General features: G+C 43.7%; 20 protein-coding genes. 8 read left to right on the top strand and 12 right to left on the bottom strand.

Features of this window, described 5'->3' with window-relative positions:
* Positions 1-272 precede the first annotated feature (272 nt).
* Both MYF79_RS12605 and MYF79_RS12600 read left to right on the top strand, forming a co-directional pair.
* Positions 273-3,335, top strand: coding sequence for a SusC/RagA family TonB-linked outer membrane protein (locus MYF79_RS12605; RefSeq protein WP_247814210.1), 3,063 nt, complete (start codon positions 273-275; stop codon positions 3,333-3,335).
* 10 nt (positions 3,336-3,345) lie between these two features.
* Positions 3,346-4,896, top strand: coding sequence for a RagB/SusD family nutrient uptake outer membrane protein (locus tag MYF79_RS12600; protein ID WP_247814209.1), 1,551 nt, complete (start codon positions 3,346-3,348; stop codon positions 4,894-4,896).
* A gap of 277 nt (positions 4,897-5,173) precedes the next feature.
* On the opposite strand, the gene MYF79_RS12595 is transcribed toward MYF79_RS12600, so the two are convergent.
* Positions 5,174-5,521, bottom strand: a complete 348-nt coding sequence (locus MYF79_RS12595; RefSeq protein WP_247814208.1) for a 4Fe-4S binding protein — start codon at positions 5,519-5,521, stop codon at positions 5,174-5,176.
* Between the two features lie 279 nt (positions 5,522-5,800).
* On the opposite strand from MYF79_RS12595, the gene MYF79_RS12590 reads away from it, so the two are divergent.
* Positions 5,801-6,724: a hypothetical protein gene (locus MYF79_RS12590; protein ID WP_247814207.1), complete on the top strand. Its 924-nt coding sequence runs from the start codon at positions 5,801-5,803 to the stop codon at positions 6,722-6,724.
* Positions 6,725-7,035: 311 nt separating this feature from the next.
* Here MYF79_RS12590 and MYF79_RS12585 read toward each other — a convergent pair whose 3' ends face one another.
* The gene (locus MYF79_RS12585; RefSeq protein WP_247814206.1) at positions 7,036-7,470 is read right to left on the bottom strand and encodes a VOC family protein; all 435 of its coding nucleotides are present in this window, start codon (positions 7,468-7,470) and stop codon (positions 7,036-7,038) included.
* A 541-nt stretch (positions 7,471-8,011) separates the two neighbouring features.
* On the bottom strand, positions 8,012-8,386 hold the full coding sequence (locus MYF79_RS12580; protein ID WP_247814205.1) for a hypothetical protein: 375 nt from the start codon (positions 8,384-8,386) through the stop codon (positions 8,012-8,014).
* A 463-nt stretch (positions 8,387-8,849) separates the two neighbouring features.
* Here MYF79_RS12580 and MYF79_RS12575 point away from each other — a divergent pair, with 463 nt between their 5' ends.
* Positions 8,850-10,667 carry a glycoside hydrolase family 2 protein gene (locus MYF79_RS12575; RefSeq protein ID WP_247814204.1) on the top strand — a complete coding sequence of 606 codons (1,818 nt, stop codon included), beginning with the start codon at positions 8,850-8,852 and terminating at the stop codon, positions 10,665-10,667.
* A gap of 289 nt (positions 10,668-10,956) precedes the next feature.
* Here MYF79_RS12575 and purE read toward each other — a convergent pair whose 3' ends face one another.
* The 4 genes from purE to MYF79_RS12555 form a co-directional block, all read right to left on the bottom strand.
* Complete coding sequence (purE, locus tag MYF79_RS12570; protein WP_247814203.1) at positions 10,957-11,454, bottom strand: 5-(carboxyamino)imidazole ribonucleotide mutase; 498 nt, start codon at positions 11,452-11,454, stop codon at positions 10,957-10,959.
* 5 nt (positions 11,455-11,459) lie between these two features.
* Positions 11,460-12,578, bottom strand: coding sequence for a 5-(carboxyamino)imidazole ribonucleotide synthase (locus MYF79_RS12565; protein WP_247814202.1), 1,119 nt, complete (start codon positions 12,576-12,578; stop codon positions 11,460-11,462).
* Between the two features lie 630 nt (positions 12,579-13,208).
* Positions 13,209-14,084, bottom strand: coding sequence for a helix-turn-helix domain-containing protein (locus MYF79_RS12560; protein WP_247814201.1), 876 nt, complete (start codon positions 14,082-14,084; stop codon positions 13,209-13,211).
* A gap of 28 nt (positions 14,085-14,112) precedes the next feature.
* Positions 14,113-15,093: an amidohydrolase family protein gene (locus tag MYF79_RS12555; RefSeq protein WP_247814200.1), complete on the bottom strand. Its 981-nt coding sequence runs from the start codon at positions 15,091-15,093 to the stop codon at positions 14,113-14,115.
* 205 nt (positions 15,094-15,298) lie between these two features.
* Between MYF79_RS12555 and MYF79_RS12550 the strand changes: the two genes are divergently transcribed.
* The gene (locus tag MYF79_RS12550; RefSeq protein ID WP_247814199.1) at positions 15,299-15,736 is read left to right on the top strand and encodes a hypothetical protein; all 438 of its coding nucleotides are present in this window, start codon (positions 15,299-15,301) and stop codon (positions 15,734-15,736) included.
* Positions 15,737-15,761: 25 nt separating this feature from the next.
* On the opposite strand, the gene MYF79_RS12545 is transcribed toward MYF79_RS12550, so the two are convergent.
* Both MYF79_RS12545 and MYF79_RS12540 read right to left on the bottom strand, forming a co-directional pair.
* Positions 15,762-16,046, bottom strand: coding sequence for a hypothetical protein (locus tag MYF79_RS12545; protein WP_247814198.1), 285 nt, complete (start codon positions 16,044-16,046; stop codon positions 15,762-15,764).
* Between the two features lie 181 nt (positions 16,047-16,227).
* A complete protein-coding gene (locus tag MYF79_RS12540; RefSeq protein WP_247814197.1) occupies positions 16,228-16,734 on the bottom strand; it encodes a hypothetical protein in 507 nt (168 codons plus the stop codon).
* Positions 16,735-17,016: 282 nt separating this feature from the next.
* On the opposite strand from MYF79_RS12540, the gene MYF79_RS12535 reads away from it, so the two are divergent.
* The 3 genes from MYF79_RS12535 to MYF79_RS12525 all read left to right on the top strand — a co-directional run bounded on the left by MYF79_RS12535 (position 17,017) and on the right by MYF79_RS12525 (position 18,063).
* The gene (locus MYF79_RS12535; protein ID WP_247814196.1) at positions 17,017-17,298 is read left to right on the top strand and encodes an RNA recognition motif domain-containing protein; all 282 of its coding nucleotides are present in this window, start codon (positions 17,017-17,019) and stop codon (positions 17,296-17,298) included.
* Between the two features lie 55 nt (positions 17,299-17,353).
* A complete protein-coding gene (locus tag MYF79_RS12530) occupies positions 17,354-17,623 on the top strand; it encodes a hypothetical protein (RefSeq protein ID WP_247814195.1) in 270 nt (89 codons plus the stop codon).
* Between the two features lie 137 nt (positions 17,624-17,760).
* Complete coding sequence (locus MYF79_RS12525; protein WP_247814194.1) at positions 17,761-18,063, top strand: hypothetical protein; 303 nt, start codon at positions 17,761-17,763, stop codon at positions 18,061-18,063.
* A 341-nt stretch (positions 18,064-18,404) separates the two neighbouring features.
* Here the strand turns inward: MYF79_RS12525 and MYF79_RS12520 are convergent, their stop codons facing one another.
* The 3 genes from MYF79_RS12520 to MYF79_RS12510 form a co-directional block, all read right to left on the bottom strand.
* Positions 18,405-18,554 carry a hypothetical protein gene (locus MYF79_RS12520; RefSeq protein WP_247814193.1) on the bottom strand — a complete coding sequence of 50 codons (150 nt, stop codon included), beginning with the start codon at positions 18,552-18,554 and terminating at the stop codon, positions 18,405-18,407.
* A gap of 141 nt (positions 18,555-18,695) precedes the next feature.
* On the bottom strand, positions 18,696-19,427 hold the full coding sequence (locus tag MYF79_RS12515) for a LytR/AlgR family response regulator transcription factor (RefSeq protein ID WP_247814192.1): 732 nt from the start codon (positions 19,425-19,427) through the stop codon (positions 18,696-18,698).
* 26 nt (positions 19,428-19,453) lie between these two features.
* Positions 19,454-20,257, bottom strand: a complete 804-nt coding sequence (locus MYF79_RS12510; RefSeq protein ID WP_247814191.1) for a sensor histidine kinase — start codon at positions 20,255-20,257, stop codon at positions 19,454-19,456.
* Positions 20,258-20,470: the final 213 nt, after the last annotated feature.

Genomic DNA, 20,470 nt, shown 5'->3' with positions numbered 1-20,470 from the left:
CTTATCTCTCCACCTCGATAAAAATCACTCTGCCAGTCCGCTGGCATGATTTTTCCGGCCTTATCCGGTATGCCGTAATCTAATATGATCTTTTGCGTGACATTATCTGACACCCCTGGATAAACCTTTGCACAAAACGTTATGTAAAGACTGACTCTTCGAAGGACATATCCAATTGTCCCCTATTACATCAAACATGGGACCGCCATTTAACAAACGCTGACTCACCTCGAAAATCACCTTGATGTAAACTAATAAGTAAATACAAACATATGAAAAGAAAAATGCTTCAGGCATATAATGCCTGCGCGATTATTTTGCTTCTATGTGCTATTTCCCAATCCTCTGTTGCCCAAACCAATACCATACGAGGGCGGGTCAGCGGGACACAGAACGAGCCATTAGCCAACGTCAGTGTACATGAGAAAGGTACGACAAACGGTACGCTTACAAAAGAAGATGGTTCTTTTACCCTGTCTGTAAAAGATACCAGTGTCTTGATCGAACTTAGCTTCCTGGGATATGCCAGTCAGGAAGTAAGCGCCGGTAGTGCTCCATTTCTGAATATCCAGTTACAGTCAAAAGCGAATGATCTTAACTCAGTTGTGATCATCGGTTATCAGTCTGTACGTAGAAAGGATCTGACCGGGGCAACGGGCGTAGTAGATATGACAGCTGTGAACCGTGTTACATCGGCTTCTGTAGGGGAATCCATACAGGGCCTGGTACCAGGGGTAACGGTGAGAAATACCGGAGCTCCTGGCACCAATGCTGCCGTGGAGATCAGAGGGGTCAGCAACTTCGGCAATTCCAATCCGCTGTATGTCATTGACGGCATGTTCGCAGATGCGAATGTGACTGTTAATCCTGATGATATTGCATCCATTCAGGTATTAAAAGATGCATCGGCGGCAGCTATTTATGGGTCCAGGGCGGGTAACGGGGTAATTATTATTACTACCAAAAGAGGCCGGGAAGGCCCAACGCGGCTTAATCTATCAGCACGCTATGGCGTGCAGCAGATCCCCAAGCGCTGGAACATGATGGATGCGGCACAATACCTCCAGACAGTGAAACAACAATATCAAAACTCAGGGCTGGGACTTCCCGGTGGACTTAACAACAACACGATCAACACCGATTGGCAGGATGCCATTTTTCGCACTGGTAACAGCCAGGATTATTATTTAAGTGCATCAGGAGGTGCTGCAGCGGGAAACTACTTTATATCCGGCGGATACTATAAAAACACCGGCGTACTGATCGGAAATTCCTTCGAAAGAGCCAGCTTGCGTATCAATACAGAAGCGAAAAAAGGGCGGCTTACATTGGGTGAAAATCTCATGCTAAGCACATCCTATGGGGCTAATCCGGGTGGCGGGATCAATGCCTTTTATGAAGTGCCGCAGATGCTACCGGTAATAGCAGTGCAGGCAGAAAATTACAAGTCGATACAGTACAATCCAGGTGGATGGGGTATGGGGACAACAGACATCCCTACTTACGCAAACAATTATGCAGCTGTCAATGCACTTGATAAGATCAGAAACAGCTTTGTAAAAGTACTGGGCAATGTATATGTCGAATTTAAGTTGACTGACTGGCTTATTTACCGTTTCAGTACAGGCGTGGAAGCCAGCTTCGACCATAATCGTGAAGTCAGGGATACTGGTATCTGGAGATATACGAATCAGCCTGCTGCCACCAGTATTAATGAAAACAGAAGTCAGTTCACCAATTTCCTGATGGAGCATACGCTGAACTTCAACAAAACCTTCGGCCGGCATTCTCTTAACGGCGTCTTTGGTTTTTCAAGAACGCAACAGCGGACAGAGTTCACAAGTGGCGGACGCACGGGCCTGCAGACTGTCAATGGTACACTCTTCACTACTATCGGCTCTGCCCTTGGCGCTCCCGCTGCCGGCGGCGGAACCTCTTTACTGTGGCGCGCACATGGTTACCTGGGCCGCATCAACTACGCCTATGACGATAGATACCTGTTGACCTTAACCGGGCGTATAGACCAGGATTCCCGGTTTGGTCCCGATTACAGAACGGGCTACTTCCCATCGGTCGCAGCGGCATGGCGGATAAACAGGGAAAGCTTTTTCAACGTACCTGTTGTCAGCGACCTTAAATTACGCGCCTCTTATGGTAAGCTGGGGTTTAGTGATGTACTGGGCTCCTGGGACTACCTGGGTGTGTTGAATAATAACCCGCGCGCCATCTACGGAACAGGGCAAACTCCTGCGGTAGGACAATACCAGGCAGCCCTTGTAAACGAGGATCTGCACTGGGAAACACGTATCCAGCAAAACATCGGAATAGATGCAGGTTTCTGGGATAACCGCCTGTCGCTTTCCCTGGACGCCTACAATTCAAAATCCAAAGATGTGCTGGTGCAACTTCCAATTGCCAATTACCTTGGCGGCGTCGGGTCTCCCTCCATCAATGCTGCCTCTATACGTAACAGGGGTATTGAATTCACAGCAACCTACAGAAGTAAAAGCGCGCCTTTCCATTGGGATATATCCGGCAATATCACTACCATCAAAAACCGGATACTGTCAGTCGGCAATCAGAACAGTGGCGCTGACTATCTCGAACCGGCCAATTTTCTACGCTCGCAGGTGGGACATGCCATCGGAGAATGGTATGTAATAAAGACTGCCGGCATTTTCCACTCAGCGGCAGAAGTAAATGCTTACACTGATAAGAATGGAAGACTGATACAGCCTGACGCCAAACCTGGCGATGTGAAGTATATCGACGCCAACGGGGATGGCGTTATCAACAATGACGACAGGCAATTCCTGGGGTCTCCCTGGCCTTCTGTTCAGGCAGGCCTCCAGTTCAATGCGTTCTACAAAAACTTCACACTTAATCTGCAGTGGGTAGGTGTATTTGGTAACAAGTTATACAATGATGTAAGAAGAGTATTGGATAGTTACCAGCTGACTAACTTCAGAAAAGACATTGACCCATGGTCAGAAAATAACTCCGGAGGCACTGACCCGAGACTTGCAGTCAGCACCGGTTCCGATCCTGCTATTGCCGCTAACAATATGGCGCAGACCGACAGGTGGCTGGAAAAAGGTACTTATCTGCGCTTACGTAATATCGAGCTTGCTTATAACGTCTCAAAAGGCTTTTTATCCAGGGCCGGTTTGTCAAATGCCCGCATCTACATAAGTGGCCAGAATCTGTTTACCATCACATCCTACAAAGGACTGGACCCGGATGTACAGGGTAATGGCATTTTACAACGTGGTTTTGATAACGGTAACTGGCCTGCGAGCAGATTCTATACAGCGGGCATCACATGTGAATTTTAACTCTTCAGCTATGAAAAATACAATACTTATTGTCCTGATATCGGCGTTACTAATAACAGCCTGTAAAAATGAGCTGGATATTTCCAATCCTAACACGCCTACGACGGCTAATTTCTGGAAAACAGCCAGCGATGCACAACTCGGCATCAATGCGGTATATAGCACATTTCATCGCCCAGGGCTTTGCCGCTGGTACTTCTTCATCACCGTCATCAGGTCAGATGAAGGTTTCAGTAGCAGCCCCAATTCTGACATCGTCAATAACTACGACGCTTTTAATATAACCGACTATAATTATTCAAGTACTGTTAACCTCTGGCAGGACTTATATATCGGGATCAACAGGGCCAACCAGGTGCTGGACAACGTACCCAACATTGCCATGGACGACACCAAAAAACAGCAACTCCTGGCAGAAGCCTATTTCATGAGAGGATTCTTTTACTATACGTTGGCTACATTATGGGGCAATGTGCCCTTACAGCTGCATACCTCCACCTCTGTAGATAAACCGGCAACATCCACACAGGAGGCTGTATTTGCACAGGTCGAAAAGGACTTTACAACAGCAGCTGCAGGCTTACCTGTATCCTATGACGCTGCCAACATCGGCCGCGCTACAAAGGGCGCAGCATACGGAATGCTCGGCAAGACATTCCTGCAGCAGCATAAATATCCCCAGGCGGTGACTGCTCTTCAGTGGCTGGTTACCGGAGAAGGGAAAAGTAACTATAGTCTACAGCGTGACTATCGTAACAATTTCCTTGAAGCTACAGAAAACAATAGTGAGTCAGTTTTCGAGATACAATACGCCGTAAATCCCACGGACAATCACGATGACGATACCCAGCCTGGATCTGATAACCTTAATTACGGTACGTCTATTCCACCATTCTTCGCTCCCCGCCCCTTTGGCTTTACAGATGGTCAGGCGCGACGCTGGCTGGTGCTTGAATTTGAACAAGAGCGAACAATGGGTAATCAACGCGATCCACGCCTGGCAGCTTCTTTCCTGTACGATTCAACGGATGAAAGAGGACCGACATTTACAATGGTCTATGGCAGGACATTTGTATCTTTGGGTTATCCCAGTGATCCCGGCACTGTTCCCAACCAAAACGATGTCTATTTCAGGAAATTACTGAATGATGCTACGATGCCTGGTGAAGTCTTCCATTCAGGCAATAATTACAGATACCTGCGTTATGCGGACATACTCCTTCTATATGCAGAAGCACTTAATGGCGCCGGACAAACCGCACAGGCCTATCCGTGGATAGATATGGTAAGAGCGCGTGCAGGATTGGCGCCATTATCTCTGATAAGGCCCGACTTAAACCAGGATGCGCTGCTCGGGCAACTGAAACATGAGCGGATCACCGAGCTGGCCGGGGAAGGGCATCGCTGGGAAGATCTCCAGAGATGGAATGACCTGAGTGCTCAATTGTCAGCCAGAGACGCCGGATTTGCACATTTCACAAAAAATAAAGATGAGCTGTTGCCGATACCACAATTAGACCGCGACATTAATCCTGGTTTGTCGCAGAATAATGGGTATTAGGAGATAGTGGGGACCTAAAGTTTCATAGGTCAACTGAAGCCGGTTCGGAAATGATTCTTTACCGGGTATAAAAGCGGAAAGGTCGGAGATGTTTCTCCGACCCTTGCCTCTAGTACTTACTGTCCGGAGAAACATTCTTGGTCAGATTAATTTGTTTTAGCTACTTTAAGCAGCTTGTCTTTTTCTGTGTCGGAGGAAGTTATCATTGAAATGGATTCTGCATGCCAGTCAGTGATTCAGTCAGACGACAGTACTAATAATTCCTTATAGTTTCTGATTAACGATGTAACTTATCTTTCTTCGCCAACAGTTCTTCTTCAGACTCCTGGTACATTTCGTCAGGTACACAACAGTCAACCGGACAAGCAACTGCACATTGTGGTTCCTCATGAAATCCCTGACACTCTGTACACTTATCTGAAACAATATAATACAGATCGGTAGCCAGGGGAGCATTGCGCTGGCTGGCATCAATAATAGATCCATCCTTCAACACAAAATCACCTTTAACCGTTGTGCCATCTGCAATTGCCCATTGTACGCCCCCCTCATAGATCGCGTTATTTGGACATTCTGATTCACAAGCTCCGCAGAAAATACATTCATCTGTAATTTTAATAGCCATAGTAATTTTAATTTGGAAGCTGTCTATGCTTCATTATGTAACAAGAACCAATAATGTTATAAAATTAGTAGAAAAATAGTTTATCACCTCAAAAACGATCCTACCCTCTCACTTTTGAATGATGTGGCCAATTGCTGCAGCTAAAAATTCATTACAATATTTGCCAAATCAACATGCATATCCCCTATCAAAAAATAAAGACTTCAGATTGTGAAGCTTGGACGCCTTTTATTCATATAAATTGCATTACATTTGCATACGCATAAATAATATATACATATGAAATTTTTTTTTTGGCTTTTTGTTCTGTCAATACTTTTTACAGCTTGTAAAAAAGATTCTCTTAGATCCCCTGAAAACGATACTAAAGACTCCATTGCAATCATCTCCAAAGCATTATACTATACAATGGGAGATACATCTGCTGCACCAGATATAATTTCTATCGACTATAATGCAGACCATAGAATTAAAAAAATAAGCCAGGTCTATCGTTCCACTACGGATACGGCCAGCTGGATATTTACCTACAATGTTAATGGAACAATTGCAACTGTAAAAGGTAGTCGGCTGTATTGGGATACAAAACAGGATTATTATTTTTATTACAATACCTCGTGGCGACTGGATAGCATTTTAATGAATGATGTAGGCTATAGCGATGGCTTTCGCGTCAACAACGTGTATAGCTATGATGCTAATAATCATATAAAAAGTTCCTACAGCTATGTCTCAAATGGGGGTACTTTTACAGGGCTGTATACCGGCGATACACTAACAAAAACTGTGCTTTTCAGAAGTACTGGTCTGGACTCAGTTAGCTATGTAAGCTACAATCATACACATATCAATAACTCTCCCCCCGTAACTTACGTGACTTCTACTAAAAGAGCAGTTCATTTCAATAAAGGACCAGTTGCGGATATAAGTACGTTAGATAAATCATTCCTTTTCTGGCTTTCTATTAGAAACCAGGTATATGCTCCCATGAATATTTTTAACCCCTTCTGGTATCAGTATATAAATCCTGATATAGCCATGGCAACGGGAGGCACATTTAGCGAAGCACCCGGAAGTTCGCGCGCTTATGACTTCAACGCCGTCCAAAATGGGCAAGGTAGTATTAGTGCCATTTCATTTGTTGATGCTGGGAATGTATATTCAGACGTTGTAAAAATAGCATACATTAAAATTCCTAAGTAAGCTACATTATAATCCGATGTTAATATCTACAAACAGTACTGTAATAATTACCGTCAATTGATACCTTCCTAATCATCCACAGTATTTGGTTCGAAAGCCTACTATACCGGGCACGAGGGTAGAAAGGGACGAACGGCCACTCCACCTGTTGGGTTTTATGGCCCTTAATGCGATGCGGCAACAAAATATCAAACATAACCACTGTTTTAAACGATTGTACGCTAAGGTCGGTGCCTTTAGAGAACAATCGTTTGGGATATTTTCATTAGAGCTATATTTATTTACATACCAGTTTTATTTTTCGTATTTACCTAACCGTTAAAACCAGGGTCAAATTCTACAATCCATTCAATACCATATTTATCTCTGAACATTCCGGCGTAGGTACCCCATGGGCTATCTCCAATGGGCCCTTCCACTTCTCCGCCTGCTGATAACCCGTTAAATATTTTATCTGCTTCTTCACGGCTTTCGGCATTCACGTGTATTTTAGACCGGTTTTCATTTTCGCTTACCTGCCCTAAAAATGCCGGAACATCATTGGCTATTAACACATTATTTTTGCCAAGCGGCAAGCCGATGTACATTATTTTATCCGCCTCTTCTTCGGCTACCTGAAACTCGGGTCCTGCTAAGTCTTTAAAGCGGGTGATTTTTGTAAACTCGCCGCCGAAAACTGATTTGTAGAAAGTGAATGCTTCTTCGGCATTGCCATTGAAGTTGATCCAGGGATTAATTGCTCTCATGAATTTTATTTTTGGTTATTGTGTTCCTATTAAATCTGCGACGAAGCGCGAACAGATCGTATAACCGGCCCAAAATTGACTTATGAAGACGGTCGCCTTTCGATTATATCTAAGGGCATTATTTTATTAAAAAGGTCCTGGCATATGTAGAAAAAGAATCCTACCCACTCTTCATATCGCTCTTCAATGGATTTATCTAAAATACTAACAAAACACCAAACTAAAGGTCACTTCCCAATCCGACAAAAAGAATACTTGCCAAAACAATCGCATATGTAGCTATTCTCTTTTCTATATGGGTACGTGGTATTGTATTCATAAGGATCAAAAGTATAGTAAATATTATTAATAACTAGCTACTTCCCATTCCCCCTCACCCTGATCCGCGATAGTAGCCTGATTCCCACCTGGCGTAGTCGTTAAAAGCCTAGCCAGTCAGATGAACTATGCTATAAATTGATAATTGAAGGAGCTCCTTGATTACATATCAATAGCAATGAATGAACCAGACCAGCCCATTGGTAACGGTTATGATTATGCCTTACTTTTGGCGAATCCGAACATTCATTTGGTTTAAAAAGGCCATTTCTTCCCCCGTAAGGCCGCTTCTATGAAGAAAAATCAGAAAACCAGGATATTGTCTGGTTTCCAGTACTACCGCCGCCCGGGTGAAGGCGATTTTTGAAATCCAGGCCCAATCCTTCGTCTCCACCATATCTTTATTCCGGTGTCGCAGCACAATGTCTGTTTCGCTAAACACTGCATCCGCGTCAAAGTTCAGGGTATTAGCGAGGCGGACTGCACTGAAATGATACCCCGGAAGGATGACCAGGATCAACAATGCCAGGAAATAAATCATTCCTGAAAACAGGATGCCAACAGATGGTAAAGGCAAGACAGATGCGATTACAAACATACAGATCAGGTATATCCATATACTCCTGGCTAAAAGCGTATAAATTTTTGCCTTCAGGATAGAACTATAATCAGATTTTATTCTTTTCCTGATCTGCATGCTGCCAGTCAATTTGTGTCTAAAATAATAAACGAACCGCAAAATTGTACACGTCAGTGTCGTGAGGGAACGCAACCAGACAAGATGCCCGATATATGGAGAGCCAAATACACCGGCATGAGCGTGTATGGCCGCCTTATCTCAGGGCCGGGTACTAGTATAAAGAGCCGCTAATCAGCAGGTCATCCGCCGGCATTTACGCTGCCTGTCGACTAACGGTGGTGAAGGTAGGAAGATGACGCCTTCGCGAACACAGGCAGCCTGAAGATATTCCAGTTCCCCTGGCAGTTTGCAGAAGTATCCGGGTATTGAAGAAAAAAATGTATTTTGTTTCAAGCGTAACATTGACCTAATATATTCTATAATGACAGCAAAAAAATGCCTGCTTTTTTGGGGACTCATGCTATTCCACGGTATCGTAGTCAAAACTTCTTTAGCACAACAGCCAAAACTACCTACACAATGGACGAAGGCTGCAATGGAATCCACAACTCCTTTTCCGGAATATCCCCGTCCACAGTTGGAACGTAAAGAATGGATGAATCTAAATGGGAAATGGGATTACATGGGCGGCGAACATATTGCCAGCGCTTTGAATCCCATCAAACCGGTGAGTTTTAGTGATAAAACAGAAAAGATACTTGTTCCTTATTGTCCGGAGTCAGTCCTTTCAGGCATTGAGCGTAAGCAGGAGATAAATATGTGGTACCGCCGGACATTCGAAATACCTGCTGCCTGGAAGGGTAAACAGATCATTATTAATTTTGAAGCAGTTGATCATGATGCGACCTTATTCGTCAATGGCGAAAAAGCCGGATCACATTCCGGTGGCTATACTTCGTTTCATATAAACATCACAAAGTTTTTGAAAGCAGGCACCAATACCATCGTCGTTGCGGCACATGATGCTAATGACGGCAGGACACCCTCCGGTAAGAATGGTCCACGGGGAGATTATACCTTTACTTCAGGCATCTGGCAAAGTGTATGGCTGGAGCCGGTGAGTGAGCATTACATTAAAAACATCCGGCTATTGCCTGATCTGGTAAACAACAGACTTGAAGTAGTTGTAGATGCTGATGCCGCGCAAGTACAGGCTACTGCATTTGATGGAAAAAAGATGGTGTCTGAGACCTCAGGACGCTCCGGAACTAAATTATATATTCCGATAAAGGATCCGAAGTTATGGTCGCCGGAGAATCCATTTCTGTATGATCTTAACATCACACTGAAAGATAACAGGGGCAATGTCGCTGATGAGGTCAGGAGTTACTTTGGTATGCGTGATATTAAACTGGGTAATGTGAACGGGGTGATAAGACCCTTGTTAAATAATAAGTTTGTGATGCAGCTTGGATTACTCGATCAGGGATACTGGCCTGATGGTATTCTCACGCCACCTACGGAGGAGGCCTTAAAATACGACATCGCATTTACCAAAAAAGCGGGGTTCAATTTAATCAGAAAGCATATGAAGACTGAGCCCAAACGCTTCTATTATTGGGCGGATAAACTTGGTCTGCTGGTATGGCAGGATATGCCGGCTATCTGGTATCAACATGAAGACACCGCAAAGGTAAGAAGCGCTTTCCGGAAGGAATTACAAACCATGATCGATGACCTTTATAATTCCCCTTCTATCATTACCTGGGTGCCGTTCAATGAGAACTGGGGCGCGTTTGATGTAAAAGAGATCACTGACTGGGTGAAACAGCTCGATCCCTCAAGACTGGTAAACGGCAATTCAGGATTTAACAATAATCCTGGCTATCAGAAGGCGGCCGGAGATCCCGGAAATGGGGATTTTGTAGATACGCATATATATGTCGGACCCTATGGTGCATCAAAACCCGATGGCAAACGCGCTGCATCACTTGGTGAATTTGGCGGCGTGGGCTTGTTTGTACGGGGTCATATGTGGCCGGTAGAGAATAATGCTTATGACTATGAGGCTACCAGCGACAGACTAACCGACAGGTACGTACTGCTGATGGACCAGGTGGAGCAGCTGATGCGATATCAGGGTTTAAGCATTGCGGTGTATACGCAGACAACGGATGTTGAACATGAGGTGAATGGTGTACTGACTTATGACAGGGCCGTAGAAAAAATGGATATAAAAAGGGTGAAAGCCGTGAATGAAGCAGTGATAAATGCCGGGAATGAGTTAAATCAGAAATGATCGACAAATTATTCAGCAGCTGGCCCATGCATCGATCTTCAGCTTACTAATAATCTTACCGGTTGGTTTGACAGCCTCATTACCCGACACCTGGCTAAGGCCGGAGATGACTGCACGAAGGAGCGCTTAGTAAAGATCTATTAGTTATAAAGGTTTCAGTCCGACAGGTGGGACTGAAATCTTTCCTGAATGCGCACTGAACATATAAAAAAGAGAGGCCCGCATACACTGTGTCTGCAGGCCTCTCCAAATATTTATAATTCTTAGCATAAGACAGAACAGGCCCCTCCTATTCGAATTGATCTAAAGTCTCATTCTGTTTAGCGACCTTTTCATTATTTTCCTTCTTTAATGCTGCCAGCTTTTGCCTGAGCTCACTGTTACTGGTACCCAGGATCTGTACTGCCAGTAAACCGGCATTACGGGCGCCATTCACACCTACTGTTGCTACGGGTATGTCGCCGGGCATTTGCACTATTGAGAGAAGGGAATCCCAACCATCAAGGGAGTTGGATGATTTGATTGGAACGCCAATTACAGGCAAAGTGGTAATAGCAGCAACCATACCTGGAAGATGGGCAGCACCGCCAGCACCCGCAATGATGATCTTCAGGCCACGCCCCTCGGCAGCAGCTGCGTATTCAAACATTCTTTGAGGGCTGCGGTGTGCAGATACAACACTAAACTCGTAGCCTATGTCGAATCTCTTTAATACCTCTATTGCCTGACGCATGATAGGCGCATCGGAACTACTGCCCATAATAATGCCTACTTCTACCTGTTTCATATTTTCTAATTTAAAATTTTCCGAATGGTCGCAGCCTTGGAGATGACGCCTTCCATTGTGCTGCCAGTGATGGTGATATGACCAATCTTCCTGCCTATTCTATTGCCTTTCTTACCATACCAGTGAAGATGTGCGCCTTCTACAGCCAACAAGGACTGCAGTTTCTCCTGTCTGTTCGAGATCAATGCAGCGGTTTCCAGTATATTGATCATCAAAGATGGACAATGGAGGCTCGTATCTCCCAGTGGCAAGCCTAGTATGGCCCGGAGCAATTGCTCGTATTGAGATGTATTGCTGGCTTCTATTGTGTGATGCCCGCTGTTATGTGGCCTTGGAGCCAGTTCATTTACTAAAACCTTATTGTCTTTTGTAACAAACATCTCTACGGCAAGAATACCGACAAGCTTAAGCGCATCCGCTATCTTTTCAGCGAGGATGGTAGCCTCTTTTAGTATTCCTTCCTCCAATTGAGCCGGGGCCTCCTGGAAATCAAGTACGAACTTCTCTCCGGAAAACACCATCATTACAGCATCATAGCATTTTACATCACCCTGCTCGTTCCTTGCTACGATTACAGAAATTTCATTTTTTATATCCACTAACTCTTCGAGAACAGATGGCTCATCAAAAGCAGCTGCAATATCTGCGCTTGTCTTCAACACCATTACGCCGTAACCATCATACCCGTTTCTCCGTTTTTTAAGACAACCCGGTAGTTTATTCTCGTGTTTATACAGGTCATTTCTGTCTTCAATAGCTTCGCCCGGAACTACGGGTATATTGTGCGACAGTAGAAATTGTTTTTGAGTATACTTATCCTGGATCACTTTAATAGTATCAGGAGCAGGAAAAACTTTTTTCCCCTGCTTTTCCAGTTCGCGTAAGGCGTCAATATTTACCGCCTCCATTTCTATCGTAATAACATCAAGGTCCTTACCGAAAGCCAATACATCCTCATAAGATGTGGGACTGCCCTGGAAAAAAGAAGAAGTATAACGTGCACAAGGCGCATTGGCGTCTTTATCCATTACTGAAATGCTGAGACCGAGATCAATGGCATGCCGTATAAGCATACCTCCCAGCTGACCGCCTCCTAATATTCCTATTTTCAAATTTTCAAGCATAATCTTCAATTGGGATGCAAAGGTATAAAACTATTGCCAATGATCGCAATCCCCGGTTCTCTAAGGCCTTGTATCATTGGCAAAGCGCCTGCACCGGAAAATAAGAGACTGGCAATACCCTGCCTGCAGTCCCTTCCCCCATTTTATCGTATGTCATCATAGCAGCTCAAACCCGGCATCATTAATACAAAATATAATATCATATGCATTGATAACCAATCAACCAAATACCATTTACGCAAGCGCTTACGGCAGCACTCACCGGCAAAAATGCCAGGGCGTTTATCGGAGCGGGGCTTGCCAACATCCGCCGAGCTCAATCCTACTGTATGATCTCTTATGGGCCAGGTAATGAATACGATATCAATTGCCGTCCATAGGCTTCATGACAAACAACAACATGCGAAGCATAAGCAGTATAATTACTCCTCTCTGAACGGTGTATTGAGCGGGGCACTGGCATTGACCGCGTAACCGTCTTTGCAGACCATCAGGTACGGTCTATAAAGTTCGGGCGACTCTACCTTTGCGGTCACAGGTTGGCCGGGACAGGCGCATGAAACATTATCAAATGCTGATAGATAAGCTTTAACAGCCAGAATGATCCAGGCAGTATTCCGGTTTGGGTTTTTACAGCGGGAAAAGCAGTTTATCGTCGCCTTTGATCTTTTTACGAAAAGTCAGCGGTGTCATCCCCGTCTCCTTGTAAAACAACCTGGAGAAGTAAGAATGATTGTCATAGCCCAGCTCACCGGCTATCTGTTTTACGTTTAGGTGCGTGAAATACAATAACCTTTTGGCCTCCGTCAGAATAGCAAATTTTATCCAAAACGACACAGTGGAACCTGTAATTTTCTTTAATGATTCGTTCAGATAGGTCTCGGAAATATGGAGCATATCTGCATAATCGGCAGGACTTTTATACCTTCTTATATTTTCATTAAGCAGTTTCTTAAACTGCATGGATAACATAGCAGGCCTTGAATTATGAGCTGCAACTGTAGAATGCTCGCGAATGGTGCCGGCTGCCATTTCAAAGAATGAGCGTAATAGTGCATGAAGCACTGACAACCTGCCGGCTTGCTGTTGCTGCATGCTTGTCTGTCGATGCAAAACACTTAACAGCAGATCATAATCCTTCAATTCATCAGGCGCCAGGGTAATCGGCTCCTGGAACCCTGACCAGCTTTCAATAACGTTCCTGCATGCGGGATCTATTAAAGCCGGGTCTGCCGCTATGAACCATCCTTTAGCTTTATGCGACCGGATCCTGTAGTGTATTTGTTCCGGCAGGATATAAAAAAGTTGACTGGCACCAACAATTTTTTCCTGGAAGTCCACAATAGTAGATCCGGATCCATCCATCATAATGAAAAATATGTAATGATCATCCCGATGCGCTCCTAAATCCCTGGATTGCCTGTAATCAAACTGTTCGTCGAAAAATGCCAGTTGAAACCCAAGGCTGCTTCTATCCCGCAATTTATGTACTGGAACATGCTTCATACTACAAAATTAGCCCTTCCATTATACATTACAGTCCCAGTAATCTATCTGCATTTCCGTGGGCTATTTGGGCTACCTGGTCGGCAGAAAGGGAAATGTTATGCAAGAAGTCTATCCCCATCTGGTTACTACTGAAAGGATAATCTACCGAAAACAATATATTATCTATCCCGAGGGTGTCCAGGGCAAGTTGTAAGGGCGGTTGTGTAAACATACCGCTGGTAGTGATATAAAGCTGCTCCCGGAAAGTATCAATAAGTGTTCTTTTGTTTTTTCCACCATTGCCAGGTCGAAAGGCACGGTCCGATCTCGCCCACATCGCCGGCAACATCTCACCCATATGACCGATGATCATTTTTAATTGCGGATAGGTATCGAAAGTGCCTGCAAGTAAAAGACGCAGTATATGTATCGCGGTTTCCGAATGCCATCCCCAGCCATAGCAGGCAATAGCTTCATTAGGTCCTATGCTATCGCCTATATTGCTGTAATAAGCATTGATAACGTCATTCGGCGGGATACCGGGATGAATATAAATGGGAACACCCAATTTTTCCGCCCGTTCAAAAACAGGAGCAAATTTGGGTGCATCCAGGAATTCTCCATTTATGAGTCCTCTGATCATCGCGCCGCGGAAGCCATATGTTCTCACAGTACGCTCCAATTCATCAGCCGCGGCTTCAGGTGCCGTCATTGGCAGCAGTGCAAATGCCGTAAATGCTTCGGGATAGTCTTTGATCCGATCTGCCAGCAGATCATTATATTTTGCGGCGAAGTCCCGCGCCTGATTGCCGCACAACAGGTAAACATCTACGTTCTCTACCGAAAGCACCTGCATGGATATACCGGCCGCCTTCATCGACTTGAGCCGTTCACCTGAGACGTCAGCCAGTTGTTGCTGCATATGCAAAGCGGCGGCCGATTGCTTCCTGTTTTCCAGGATGCCTTCCGGCAAAAGTGCTGTCATTTCTGGGAATGATACATGTTCCTCTAACGTTACTATTCTCATTTCAATGTCTTTAATCAATGCAAAGAGATGAAAGTAAAGCCGGATCATCAATAAACAGAATCAGGTAATGATAGCACAATTTCAGGTAATGTCTCCTCTCCGGCACTCAAAAAAAAGGGTTGATCTATCGTTTATCTGCCAACATTTGCTCCCCAGACGGACCTTGCTGTATAAATAGTCCGGATAAATACTATATTTTCATGCTATGTTTGACATTTTAGATAAATACAAAGTACAGGACCATTTCTTCCTTAAGCCGGAACAGGACCTGCAAAAAGAATGCAATGCACCTGCGGATAAAGAGGGCGTGTTTGTCGTTTATGCCTTAAAAAGAGGGAGAATTGAGCTGATCTACATTGGACATTCGGGAAAAATTCAAAAAGATGGTACTTTCTCCCCCAGAGAGAAAGGGCTAAGTGGCCTGAAAAATGAAATCATCAATGGCCAAAGGTTTGGTAAAAAACCGGCACATATTGCCTGGAAAAAACAAATGATCAGGGAAAATATTGAAGTCCTGGATATATACTGGTACGTCACCATCGATACCGGATATGCAGACAGCCCTGAGGTTTTACAGCGGAACATATTAGGGCAACATCAGGACATCTTCGGGGTGTCTCCCAAGTGGAATAAATCTGTATAGACGGGCTTACGCCCTTTTCACTTTATTAATCCTCATCATCTACATCATCTTCAACAAATTCATCAGTAAGCACTACACGTTCAATGTATAGTGTGCCAATAAACTGTTTGAATTTCTTTCGCATCAGGTCAAAAATTTCGGCTGGCGCCTTGTCCTTCTGATAGTAGATCTTAAATGTTTCTATAGGAAGGCCTAGTTCCGCCGCAATATCCGTATCGGTCAGGGTTTTACCGGCGTCTTGTGCCCGCTCTATCAGTCTGTCAATAGTTGCAGGAAATACCTCTCGTACATTCTCTTTTTTGGCTCTCATTATCAATGGTTTGCATATAATTTCGAACATTCGGGACATCAGCGCACATCCGCCTTACTGATGTTCCTGAACCAGCGTCCGCTTTGCCCGTAAAAGTAGTTAAAACCGTGAAAATGTGCCGGAAATTTTACAGGATGTATTTCCAAACGCCCGGGAAACCATTATGCCCGGCGCAGATCGGTTATTCCCGTAACCATTTTATCATGCGTGGAGTCGACGCGCCACGAGCGGCCTCTTTGTTATCTGTGGCCATACCCAGGCTTTGTAACATAAACATTCCCATATATTCGTTCCTGCTGCAACTATCCATTATGCTATTGCTACCGCCCCGGTAACCATCCTCATGAAAAACAAATGAAGGATCTATCATCAGGTGTATACATGCCGCATATGACCACGCTATTGCCATCACCTCCTCCGCCTCCCTGTCCCTCCTTTTAATGATGGCCTTCTCATTCAGACGTGAACGGTCCGCGAATGGCACTACTGCGATATGGCCGGCTTCATGCAGAATATCCCCCGGGTACTGCAGCAGATCCATATCAATAACAACCATACCATTCTCGATCAGGAATCCTGGCAGGAAACTATCGTCACCAATGCTCCTGAATGATGTTTGGACACCTATATCATTAAGAAAAGCGATACATTTTTTAAAGACCGCCATTTCCTCTTCGTTACATTTCATATCCGTAAGGTACGAATACAAAGTCACAATAGCCGGGTTAACCCTGCAAAACGGCGTCATGGTAAGGTACAGGCAACGAGCCGGCAGAGCCGTTCCTGTATTCCTCCGAATCAACGGTAAAGAAATAATTAATTAGGATGCCATACTAATATTCCATACCTTTAATAGGATACAATGTTTGAGTTTATCTGCACTTAGTAAGCAAGTTTCCTTCCGTAGCCTTCTTTTTTACCACCTGCGTTACCTCAATCGAACTCTTTTCAAATAAAAAACTTAAAAGACATGGATATTTATGTGTCTAATCTGAGTCCTTATGTAGTAAGTGAGGATTTAAAGAATCAATTCTCCAAATTCGGCGTCGTTAGTTCCGCAAATGTGATCATGGATAAATTCACGAACCGCAGCAGAGGATTTGCTTTTGTTAGCATGCCTAACGATGCAGAAGCAGAAAAAGCTATTCAGGAAATGGATGGAACGTCCTTTGACGGGAAAGCAATATCAGCTAGTAAAGCCAGGCCCAGAGAGGAGAAAAACAACAGGTCTTCTTACAACAACCGTTGGTAAATTATAATAATGAAAGGGGGAATATCTCCCCCCTTTCCAATAACCTAAATATTCAATGATGACAGTAAGCGACATATACACAAAGCTATACAGCAAGTCCTATTATGAAAAAACAGGGCAACATAAATTCAGATTCTGCGAAAGCAATGTTTTTTTAGACCGCCGCGCAAATGTTCCTTTTGTCATTCATATGTTAGATGGGGTTTTCTATCTTCAGGCATTAAAGCAAATTGTGAACGACAGCCTGTTTCGCCTGGAAATGAATGAAGATGAGATCATGCTATATGGTGAAAACAAGGACACCCCGTTGTGGATCCTTCAATAGACCATTCATTCACCAGTATCAGGTTCCACCATTGTACCCGTCCTCTTCTAATACATACTACTACCAATCGGTTAATAATATTCCTCCAGCCCACCACAAAATATCGGTCCTTCATCATTAAATTAAAATATATGTATATGTATAGCCAAAGCGAAACACTCCTTACTGATTTTGACGAGACGGCATTAGCTTTTGTCAACTCAACATATGTAGAATTCTCTTTTTCTGTCAAAAACGTAGACAGACGGAGCAATGAGAACATTTTCCAGTTGTGGATACAAAGATATGCCGATAAGCTAAAGCAAAGACTGGAAGGAAAAGCGCTGGAATACATTTCAATGAACAGGGATCTGCCGACCATTGACTGGTTACATAAGAAGATCGTATACATGATCAGGCGCTTCATCCAGGATTTTCTACAGCGGACGGAAACCATTTAAATACTGGTTTCACAGAACCCGCGCAATGACCAATATATAGCTCAGGCGAATCGTCCGTATAAATCCGTTTTCACCACAACAGATCAATGCGTTCCGGATAAACAGGTTCGCCTCACATACCGCTGTCAGGATGCATCCTGATCCATCCAAACAACTTATTCATTACAAATCGAAAGCCTTGATGGCCGGAGTTCTCTATATAAAAACAAAGGCCGGAGATGGTCCCCGGCGCTTTGTTCAATTGCTTTCTAAGTAAGGCGATAAAATTGGAGGAAAAATGCGGCATCATAGCCATCAAACTAGTCGTATAAGTGTCAGGCAGATATCAGCCTACTCAGCAATCAAAAAGTAGTAAAACCAGTAGGAGGAATAGTAACAGTGGTGTCAGGAGCTGTTTTAGCGTCACGGTTGTTTTTAGGAAGTACAGGCCGTTCTTCTGCTTTGCACTTACAAACGACACGTTTTTTGATTTGGAGTTTCTTGGTTGACATAGCGCTAGTTTTAGGATTAATGATTATTTAATCCGAAGTTTCGCTTTTATGAAAAAGATACATAATCCAATCGACCAAGCACAACTGTTTTTCGACAAAGGCAGGAGTAACAATTCATTATGTTAAATTGCTGATCACAACTTAAAATAACTCCACGATATGTTTTTTCACATCCTCCCAATAAGTAGGACCAATGGGGATTCTTTTAACCGTGGGATGGTTAATTTCTATATGCATGTCCTGGATATACTTAATAGCGCTTTTACGAACAATGCAGGAGCGGTTAACGCGTAGAAAAAAAGGGGGAGGCAACAATTCCTCTATTTTATTCATAGTGATGTTCAAAATAACTTTCCCGGTCGGCAACTGTAACTCCATATAGTCTTTTAAGGCCTGCACCAGGATAATATCCTCTATACATATCTGCACTCGCTTACGGCCTTCCTTTGCCCATACATAGTTTTTGCTCTCGCCATTTCTGGCAACATTGATGACCTGCTGCTGCTGTATTTGCTTTAGTTTAAAGAGTTCACTTGCCTTCGTGACTGCTTTGAGGAAGCGCTCAAATGCAACAGGTTTAAGCAGATAATCTACCGCATCCAATTCATAACTTTCAAGGGCATGTTCATGAAAAGCGGTTGTAAATATAACCAGTATATTTTTCTGGCGGAGAATACGCAACATCTCCAGTCCCGTCATTTCCGGCATTTGTATATCCAGAAAGATCAGGTCCGGTTGCAACTCCTGTATCGATTCCAATGCAACGATCGCATTGTCGCAAATACCTACAATGTTTAAATAGCTTACTTTCCTGGACAGATTCTCCAGTATTTGCTGGGCTATGGGTTCATCATCAACTATCAGGACTTTCATTGTAAAAGGCTAAAAAAGGGTATAGGTTACAACTTTAAGATCAGGGACACTTCATAAACATCTTCCGTTTCCTTTATATCCAGGCTGTAGCGCGTTTGATATTCCAACTCCAGTCTGCGTCGCACATTCTTAAGTCCAAGACCACCGGCAGATTCATTATTCCTTTTGCCGGAGGCTGCAATGGGTTTATTGTTTGCAGAATGAAAGGTCAAAATGCCTTCCTGCTCCGTCATAGATAATTTTATCCATGCGTTTTTTATGGTAGCATTTATTCCATGTTTAAACGCATTTTCAATAAAGTTAATTAAAATTAAGGGTTTAATGATTTTTTCTTTGTTCTCTATCCGCTCAAAATCGTACTCGATCTGCACCCTGCTTTCCTTATAGCGCATTTTTTCAAGCAAGAGGTAATTACTCAGGAATTCAATTTCTTCTCTAAGTGTAATATGCTCCTTTGCACTATCATACAGGGAAAAACGCAGTAAATTGGACAATTGGATGACCACCTTGCTCGCCTCCTCGTTATGAATGATCAACCCGTATATGCTGTTTAAGGTATTAAATAAAAAATGCGGCTGTATCTGCGCCCGCAGAAAGCTTATTTCCATAGAATTCTTCTCCTGGGCAATGGCCAGCTTTTCCAGGGAACTCTCGTGGAAATCCTTCACTATTTTTATAATTATCCCAACAGTGTTAAACCATATTATTAATGAAAGTATCCACAGCAGCAATTCACCATTAAAAACCTTGTCGAAACTATTCACCGCAAAGTTCTTGTACAACCGGGCAATAACCGTATTATCAGGGCGCACATACTTCAATAGGGTCAAAGAACAGGTGGTTATAAATAAAGACAATAAATATATAGCCAGAATGTCCACTATAATTAAAGCCCATCGCTTTTTCCTGACATGCCTGAAACCGAAATAACAAACAAAATAATGGATCAACATGGTATTGCATAGTACACTGCAGGAAAAGAGCATACTTTCGGTATTAAACATACTGGCTTTGAAAGAGTAGGACGTAATAGCCATGATGAA

This window comes from Chitinophaga filiformis (assembly GCF_023100805.1).
Classification (GTDB): Bacteria; Bacteroidota; Bacteroidia; order Chitinophagales; family Chitinophagaceae; genus Chitinophaga; species Chitinophaga filiformis_B.
The sequence above is the reverse complement of the archived record's forward strand: the minus strand, read 5'-3'. Positions and strand labels throughout refer to the sequence as shown.

Coding starts and splice junctions, on each gene's coding strand:
- MYF79_RS12605 (WP_247814210.1), top strand. CDS start 273: ATGAAAAGAAAAATGCTTCAGGCATATAATGCCTGCGCGATTATTTTG.
- MYF79_RS12600 (WP_247814209.1), top strand. CDS start 3,346: ATGAAAAATACAATACTTATTGTCCTGATATCGGCGTTACTAATAACA.
- MYF79_RS12595 (WP_247814208.1), bottom strand. CDS start 5,521: ATGGCTATTAAAATTACAGATGAATGTATTTTCTGCGGAGCTTGTGAA.
- MYF79_RS12590 (WP_247814207.1), top strand. CDS start 5,801: ATGAAATTTTTTTTTTGGCTTTTTGTTCTGTCAATACTTTTTACAGCT.
- MYF79_RS12585 (WP_247814206.1), bottom strand. CDS start 7,470: ATGAGAGCAATTAATCCCTGGATCAACTTCAATGGCAATGCCGAAGAA.
- MYF79_RS12580 (WP_247814205.1), bottom strand. CDS start 8,386: ATGTTTGTAATCGCATCTGTCTTGCCTTTACCATCTGTTGGCATCCTG.
- MYF79_RS12575 (WP_247814204.1), top strand. CDS start 8,850: ATGACAGCAAAAAAATGCCTGCTTTTTTGGGGACTCATGCTATTCCAC.
- purE (WP_247814203.1), bottom strand. CDS start 11,454: ATGAAACAGGTAGAAGTAGGCATTATTATGGGCAGTAGTTCCGATGCG.
- MYF79_RS12565 (WP_247814202.1), bottom strand. CDS start 12,578: ATGCTTGAAAATTTGAAAATAGGAATATTAGGAGGCGGTCAGCTGGGA.
- MYF79_RS12560 (WP_247814201.1), bottom strand. CDS start 14,084: ATGAAGCATGTTCCAGTACATAAATTGCGGGATAGAAGCAGCCTTGGG.
- MYF79_RS12555 (WP_247814200.1), bottom strand. CDS start 15,093: ATGAGAATAGTAACGTTAGAGGAACATGTATCATTCCCAGAAATGACA.
- MYF79_RS12550 (WP_247814199.1), top strand. CDS start 15,299: ATGTTTGACATTTTAGATAAATACAAAGTACAGGACCATTTCTTCCTT.
- MYF79_RS12545 (WP_247814198.1), bottom strand. CDS start 16,046: ATGAGAGCCAAAAAAGAGAATGTACGAGAGGTATTTCCTGCAACTATT.
- MYF79_RS12540 (WP_247814197.1), bottom strand. CDS start 16,734: ATGAAATGTAACGAAGAGGAAATGGCGGTCTTTAAAAAATGTATCGCT.
- MYF79_RS12535 (WP_247814196.1), top strand. CDS start 17,017: ATGGATATTTATGTGTCTAATCTGAGTCCTTATGTAGTAAGTGAGGAT.
- MYF79_RS12530 (WP_247814195.1), top strand. CDS start 17,354: ATGATGACAGTAAGCGACATATACACAAAGCTATACAGCAAGTCCTAT.
- MYF79_RS12525 (WP_247814194.1), top strand. CDS start 17,761: ATGTATAGCCAAAGCGAAACACTCCTTACTGATTTTGACGAGACGGCA.
- MYF79_RS12520 (WP_247814193.1), bottom strand. CDS start 18,554: ATGTCAACCAAGAAACTCCAAATCAAAAAACGTGTCGTTTGTAAGTGC.
- MYF79_RS12515 (WP_247814192.1), bottom strand. CDS start 19,427: ATGAAAGTCCTGATAGTTGATGATGAACCCATAGCCCAGCAAATACTG.